We start from the raw sequence: 7165 nt of genomic DNA, 5'->3' as shown, positions 1-7165 counted from the left end.
TGAATCAAAACCGGCACTCCAGATTCTTGTTTTGCCGTGTTTTCCGAGTCGTCAGGTGATTCCGCCTGACTTGAAAACACTCTAGCGCTTGCTGAACAGTTCGGGGTTTTTGAACCCCTTCGCCAGATGGTCTATCCACGCGCGGACCAGCGGCGGCAGGCCGGTGCGCGTGGTGAAGACAAGGTGGACGATGCCGTCCTCGCTGCGCCATTCGGGCAGCACCTGGACGAGGGCGCCCGCCCGCAGCTCGGCTGCGCAGGCATGGTCGGGCAGCATCGCGACACCGAGGCCGGCGAGCGCAGCGGTGCGGATCGCGATGAAATCGCCGCAGCTGAGGCGGGGGGTATGGCGGACATTCTCGACCGTGCCCCCGGGCCCCTCGAGCCGCCAGATCACTTCGCCGTCCTCACCCGACGAGCTGAGCGTCGGCACGTCGCCCAGCACGTCGACCCCGCGACCGGCGATGCGGTTGGCGAGTGCGGGGCTGGCGATCAGGATACGGCGGCTGTGGGCCAGCGTGCGCATGGTGAGCGCGGCATCGCTGTCGAGCCTGACGCGGACGCGCAGCGCGACATCGATGCGCTCGGCGATAATGTCGACCGGCCGGTCGGTGGCGACGATCTGGACATGGCCCTTCGGATAGAGCGCGAGGAAATCCGGGATAAGGTCGGCGACGATCGAGACGAGCCCGGTCGGACATGACATGCGGACGGTGCCGCGCGGTTCGGACAGGCTCGCCTCGACCAGCGCCTCGGCGCGCTCGGCGGCGGCCACGGCCTGCTGCGCCTGTGCGTGGAAGGCACGGCCGATGTCAGTGACGCGGAAGCGCCGCGACGAACGTTCGATCAGGCGGGCGCCCAGCCGCTCTTCCAGAGCCGCGATCCGTCGGCTGAGCTTCGACTTGGGGAGACGCAGCGCACGGCCTGCGGGCGCGAAGCCGCCGTGCGTCACCACCGCGTCGAAATAGCGCAGATCGTTGAGGTCTTGCATGAACATCGTTCTATTGATGGAACGATAAGTGTCAATATTGCCGACTACAGGCCGGATCGTCCCGGATTTATCTCCTGCACATCGGGTGACGAACCGTTCGCCGCCCCGGAACAGGAGAATGACCATGACTTATGATCTCAAAAACAAGGTGGCTGTCGTGACGGGCGGCAACAGCGGCATCGGCCTCGGCATCGCGCAGGAACTCGCCGAACGGGGCGCCAAGGTGTTCGTCACCGGCCGCCGTCAGGAAGAACTCGACGCGGCGGTGAAGGCGATCGGCCATGGCGCGGTCGGCGTGCAGGGCGACGTCACCAGCTTCGCCGACCTCGACCGGCTCTATGACGTCGTGCAGCAGCATGGCGCGCCGATCGACGTCCTCGTCGCCAATGCCGGCGGGGGTGCATTCCAGCCGCTCGGGGCGATCACCGAGGAAGAGTTCGACCGCATCTTCGGCCTGAACGTCAAGGCGACGCTGTTCACGGTGCAGAAGGCGCTGCCGCTGCTCCGCGACGGCGCGTCGATCATCCTCACCGGCTCGACCAGCGCCATCAAGGCGCTGCCCGCGTTCAGCGTCTATGGCGCGACGAAGGCCGCGATCCGCAATTTCGCGCGTCACTGGATCCTCGACCTCAAGGATCGCAAAATCCGCGTCAATGTCATTGCGCCGGGCGCGACGACGACCCCCGGCCTCAAGGGACTGACGGCGAGCGAGGAGGAATGGCACGGCTTCGAAAGCGGTTTGGCCGCCGGTATCCCGCTCGGCCGCCTTGCCGATCCGCGCGAAATCGGCAAGGTCGCGGCGTTCCTCGCCTCCGATGCGTCGAGCTATGTCAACGGCGCCGAACTGTTCGTCGATGGCGGTTTCGCCCAGATCTGATCGCCCGTCGAAAAATGGCAACCCCGTCGTTCCGGCCGGACGGCGGGGTTGCGCGTTTCGGCAGCGCGCGGCACAAGGCGCCCATGCCCATCGAAACCCTGTCAACCGCCCGCAGTCATGGTGGCACCCAAGGCGTGTACAAGCACGCGAGCACCGTCACCGGCACCGACATGACCTTTGCTGTCTTCGTGCCCGATCATGCGCCCGGCGCGAAGCTGCCGGTGCTCTGGTATCTGTCGGGGCTCACCTGCACCCACGCCAATGTGATGGAGAAGGGCGAGTATCGCGCCGCCTGCGCCGAACATGGGGTGATCTTCATCGCCCCCGATACCAGCCCGCGCGGCCCCGATTCAAACGGTGAAGCCGTGCCCGACGATCCCGACGGAGCCTATGACTTCGGGCTTGGCGCGGGCTTCTACGTCGATGCGACCGAAGAGCCATGGGCGAAGCATTACCGCATGCGTTCGTACATCGAGGACGAACTGCCCTCGCTGGTGCTGCGCAATTTCGCCAGCGCCGATCTGACGCGGCAGGCGATCACCGGCCATTCGATGGGCGGCCACGGCGCGCTGACCATCGGGCTGCGCAACCAGGACCGCTTCCGCTCGGTGTCGGCCTTCTCGCCGATCGTTGCGCCGTCGCAATGCCCGTGGGGCGAGAAGGCGCTCGGCGGCTATCTGGGCGACGACCGCGAGGACTGGCATGCCTATGACGCGTGCGCTCTGCTCGATCAGGGGCTGCGCGTGCCCGACCTGCTCGTCGATCAGGGCGAGGCCGACAATTTCCTTGCCGAACAGCTGAAGACCGAACTGCTCGTCGAGGCGTGCGAGCGCAACGGGCAGAAGGCCGAAATCCGGATGCAGCCGGGTTACGACCACAGCTATTATTTCATCTCGACCTTCATGGCCGAGCATGTCGCCTGGCATGCGGAGCGGTTGAAGGCTTAAGCCTCGGTAAAAGTCCCTTCGCATCGAGCGAAGTCGAGATGCCTTGAAGGCGTGCGCTGCCGAGCGGTGTCTCGACTTCGCTCGACACGAACGGAGATCTAGGAACGTTCTGGAATCAGCAGCGTCGAACCCGTCGTGCGCCCGGCTTCGAGATCGGCGTGCGCGCGCGCGGCATCCTGCAGCGAGTAACGCTGCCCGACCGTGATCTTCACCGCCCCGCTTTCGAGCATCTCGAACACCCGCGCCGCGCCGGCGGCGCGCTCGCCGGGGTGGAGATAATAGTCGAACAGGGTCGGGCGGGTCACGAACTGCGATCCGTGCTGTGCCAATAGGCCTAGGTTCACGCCCGTCACAGCCCCGCCGGCGTTGCCATAGCTGACGATCAGCCCGCGCCGCGCCGTAGCCTTGAGCGAGGTTGCCCAGGTCGCCATACCGATCCCGTCGAAGGTCACGGGCACGCCCTGACCGTCGGTGATCTCGCGGACGTGCGCGGCGACGTCGTCGGTCTTGTAGCGGATGACGTGATCGGCACCCGCCTCGCGCGCGGCATGGTCCTTGGCTTCGGTGCTGACCGTGCCGATCACCGTTGCGCCGATCGCCTTCAGCCATTGCACCAGGATCAGCCCCACCCCGCCGGCCGCTGCGTGGACGAGCACCGGCCAGCCGGCCTCGACTTTCGCGCAGCGTTCGACGAGCGCTTCGACCGTCGCGGCCTTGAGGAGCGCGGCGGCGGCGGTGTCGTCGTCGATGCCGGGCGGGAGTTTGAACAGCGATGCCGCGGGAACGAGCCGTGCCGACGCATAGGCATTGCGCTGCGGCCCGAAGGTCGCAACGCGGTCGCCGGGTTTCAAACCGTGAACGTCGGCACCGACCGCGATGACTTCCCCTGCCGCTTCGAGCCCGAGACCGCCAGGAAGCTCGACCGGATAAGTGCCGTCGCGGTGATAGATGTCGATGTAGTTCAGCCCGACCGCGGTCTGCCGCACGAGCACCTGGCCAGGGCCGGGATCGCCGAGCGTGACCTCGCGCCAGTCGATGACCTCGGGTCCGCCCTGCGTTTCGATGAAGGCCTCGATCGCTTGCATCCGCCGCTCTCCTGCTGTCCGGCCCATCTGGTGGGCTGCGGCGGGGAGTGCAAGGGCAAGTTGTTCATCGACCCCGTCATTGCGAGGAGCCGAAGGCGACGAAGCAATCCGGAGTCGCGCAGGGCCGCTCTGGATTGCTTCCCCCGGCTTTCGCCGGGGTCGCAATGACGGCTATTTCGAACGGCGCGGGCTGCGCTGGCCGTAGGGCTTGGGCTTGTAGCGTTCGTTGCCGCCGGTGCCGCCCGGTCCACGCGAGCCGCGCGGACCGGCGCGGTCGCCGAAGCCGCGGTCGCCGCCGGGCGCACGGCCGAGCGTGCTGCGCGGCGGGCGGTCGCCTGAGCCTCTTTCGCGGCGCGGCGGATAGGTCGGGCCGTCGGGTGCGGGGGTGATCGCGACGCCGCTGTCGTCCTCGCCATCGGCGTTGGCGCTGCGCTGGACGGCTTCGGCAAAGCGGTCGGCAATCGCGCGCGGGATGTTGAACATGGTTTCCTTGGGACCGATGCGGATCGCGCCGATCTCGTTCTTGCTCACATGGCCGCGGCGGCAGAGCAGGGGGAGGATCCAGCGCGGGTCGGCATTCTGGTGGCGGCCGATGTTGAGGCGGAACCAGACGCTGTCCTCGAAACCTTCGCGGCGGTCGGCGCTGCCGCGTTCCGGGCGGTCGAAGCGGTCGCCGCGGTCGGGGCGGCCAGCATTGTCGCGGCCGCGCGGGCCGTTGTCGAGCAGGTCTTCGGGCGGCGGCATCAGCGCGCGGTGCGCCTGGACGAGCGAGGCGGCGATGTCCTCGGGGCTGCGCTCGGCCATCAGGCGCTGCGCGAGTTCGATATCCTCGGGCTCATGCTCGGCGGGGGTCAGCAGCTTCTCCATCAGCCGTTCCTGATCGCGCTTGCGCACATCGGCGGCCGTCGGCGCGTCCATCCACTCGGCGTTGATCCGCGCGCCGCGCAGCATGCCGTCGACGCGGCGGCGGCGCGGATAGGGGACGATGATGACCGCGGTGCCCTTTTTACCCGCGCGGCCGGTGCGGCCCGACCGGTGCTGGAGGGCTTCGGCGTCGCGCGGGATTTCGACATGGATGACGAGGCTGAGCGTCGGCAGATCGATGCCGCGTGCAGCGACGTCGGTCGCGACGCAGACCCTGGCGCGGCGGTCGCGGAGCGCCTGCAGCGCCTGGTTGCGTTCGTTCTGGCTATGCTCGCCCGACAGGGCAACCGCCGAGAAACCGCGCTCGACGAGGCTGGCATGGAGGCGGCGGACATTGTCGCGCGTCGCGCAGAACAGCATTGCGGTCTCGGCGTCGTGGAGGCGGAGCAGGTTGACGACCGCGCCCTCGATATCGGCGGGGGCGACGGTCACCGCCTGATAGGCGATGTCGCCATGGCCGCGGTCTTCACCGACGGTCGAGATGCGCAAGGCATCCTGCTGGTAGCGCTTGGCGAGCTGGACGATCGGCTTCGGCAGCGTCGCGGAGAACAGAAGCGTGCGACGCGTCGCGGGGGTGGCGTCGAGGATCTCCTCCAAATCGTCGCGAAAGCCCATGTCGAGCATTTCGTCGGCCTCGTCGAGGATCGCGACGCGAAGCGCCGAGAGGTCGAGCGCGCCGCGTTCGAGGTGATCGCGGAGGCGCCCCGGCGTGCCGACGACGATCTGGACACCCTGGCCGAGCGCGCGGCGTTCCTTGCTGGCGTCCATGCCGCCAACACAGGTCGCGATGCGCGCGCCGGCCTTGGCATAGAGCCAGGCAAGTTCGCGGCTGACCTGCAGCGCGAGTTCGCGCGTCGGCGCGACGATCAGCGCAAGCGGCGAGGTCGCGAAGGGCAGGCGATCGCCCTCGATCAGCTCGTCGGCCATCGCGAGGCCGAAGGCGACGGTCTTGCCCGAGCCGGTCTGTGCCGAGACGAGGAGGTCGCGGCCCTTGGCTTCCGATTCGGTGACTTGCGTCTGGACGGGGGTGAGCGCTTCGTAGCCGCGCGCGACAAGGGCGTCCGAAAGGACGGGGGAAAGATTTTCGAAAGGCATTTTTATCTCAATAATATAGGCGGCCACCGGTGCGGTGGCAGGCCGACAGAAAGGGGCTCAATGGGCTTAAATCACCTGTCCGGCAGCGTGTCCACTCGCCCAGGCCCATTGAAAATTATAGCCGCCTAACCACCCTGTGACATCTACGGCTTCGCCGACCGCATAGAGGTTCGGGACGCTTTTGGCCATCATTGTTTGTGAGGACAGGTTGGCGGTCGAGATTCCTCCCACGGTAACCTCGGCCTTGGCGAAGCCTTCGGTGCCGTTGGGGTGGAAGGTCCAGCGCTTGAGGTGCGCCTCAGCCTCGACGAGCTTGCGGTCGGTTTGGGCGGCGAGTTCGCCCGGAAGCGCGAGGCGCTCGGCGAGCGTTTCGGCGAGACGATCGGGCAGCGCGGCGCCAAGTGCTGTTCGGAGCGTACTGCGCGGGCGGGCGCGTTTGGCATCGAGCAGCCAGCCCGAGGGCGCGTCGGGAAGGAAGTCGATCGTCACCGACTCGCCATGACGCCAATAGCTGCTGATCTGCAGGATTGCCGGACCCGACAGACCTTTGTGGGTGAAGAGCGCCGCCTCGCGGAAGGCCGTCTTGCCGGCACGCGCTTCGACCGGCGCGGCGATGCCCGACAGCTCGCGGAACAGGACATCGTCGCCGCCGAGCGTCAGCGGAACCAGCGCCGGGCGGGGCTCGACGACCTTCAGACCGAAGTGGCGCGCGAGGTCGTAGGCGAAGCCGGTTGCGCCCATCTTCGGGATCGACGGGCCGCCCGTGGCAATGACGAGCGATGCGGCCGTGAAATATTGGTCGCCAAAGCGGACGGCGAATTTGCCGTCGGCATGGGTGACGTCGCTCACCGGTTGACCGGTGCGGACGTCGACACCGGCTTTGGCGCATTCCTCGATCAGCATCGCGACGATCTGCTTTGCCGAGCCGTCGCAGAAAAGCTGGCCGAGCGTCTTTTCATGATAGGCGATGCCGTGGCGCTCGACGAGTGCAATGAAATCGGCAGGGGTGTAGCGCGCGAGCGCTGACTTGGCGAAATGCGGGTTCGCCGAAAGGAACCGGTCGGGCGCGGTGTGAATGTTGGTGAAGTTGCAGCGCCCGCCGCCCGAGATGAGGATTTTCTTGCCGACCTGATCGGCATGGTCGAGCAGCAGGACGCGCCTGCCCCGCTGGCCCGCGATCGCGGCGCACATCAGTCCCGCCGCGCCGGCACCCAGCACGATGGCGTCGTAAGTTGTCATGTCGAACC

At 67.3% G+C, this 7165-nt stretch carries 6 protein-coding genes; 2 read left to right on the top strand and 4 right to left on the bottom strand.

Annotated features, from left to right (window positions below):
• Nucleotides 1–81 precede the first annotated feature (81 nt).
• Nucleotides 82–996 (bottom strand): LysR family transcriptional regulator, encoded by a 915-nt coding sequence (locus J1N50_RS10810; protein ID WP_246553355.1) that lies wholly within the window; start codon nucleotides 994–996, stop codon nucleotides 82–84.
• Between the two features lie 118 nt (nucleotides 997–1114).
• Between J1N50_RS10810 and J1N50_RS10805 the strand changes: the two genes are divergently transcribed.
• Nucleotides 1115–1867 carry an SDR family NAD(P)-dependent oxidoreductase gene (locus J1N50_RS10805; protein WP_215353467.1) on the top strand — a complete coding sequence of 251 codons (753 nt, stop codon included), beginning with the start codon at nucleotides 1115–1117 and terminating at the stop codon, nucleotides 1865–1867.
• A gap of 83 nt (nucleotides 1868–1950) precedes the next feature.
• Complete coding sequence (fghA, locus tag J1N50_RS10800) at nucleotides 1951–2814, top strand: S-formylglutathione hydrolase (protein WP_215353466.1); 864 nt, start codon at nucleotides 1951–1953, stop codon at nucleotides 2812–2814.
• A gap of 98 nt (nucleotides 2815–2912) precedes the next feature.
• Here the strand turns inward: fghA and J1N50_RS10795 are convergent, their stop codons facing one another.
• The 3 genes from J1N50_RS10795 to J1N50_RS10785 form a co-directional block, all read right to left on the bottom strand.
• Nucleotides 2913–3899 carry a quinone oxidoreductase family protein gene (locus J1N50_RS10795; protein WP_215353465.1) on the bottom strand — a complete coding sequence of 329 codons (987 nt, stop codon included), beginning with the start codon at nucleotides 3897–3899 and terminating at the stop codon, nucleotides 2913–2915.
• 171 nt (nucleotides 3900–4070) lie between these two features.
• Entirely contained in the window at nucleotides 4071–5918 is a 1848-nt protein-coding gene (locus tag J1N50_RS10790; RefSeq protein ID WP_215353464.1) for a DEAD/DEAH box helicase, read from the bottom strand.
• Between the two features lie 66 nt (nucleotides 5919–5984).
• Entirely contained in the window at nucleotides 5985–7157 is a 1173-nt protein-coding gene (locus J1N50_RS10785; protein ID WP_215353463.1) for a BaiN/RdsA family NAD(P)/FAD-dependent oxidoreductase, read from the bottom strand.
• Between the last annotated feature and the right edge of the window lie 8 nt (nucleotides 7158–7165).

This window comes from Sphingopyxis soli (assembly GCF_018682675.1).
GTDB classification, from domain to species: Bacteria; Pseudomonadota; Alphaproteobacteria; order Sphingomonadales; family Sphingomonadaceae; genus Sphingopyxis; species Sphingopyxis soli.
Note: the sequence above shows the minus strand (reverse complement) of the source record. Positions and strands in the feature narration are given on the sequence as shown.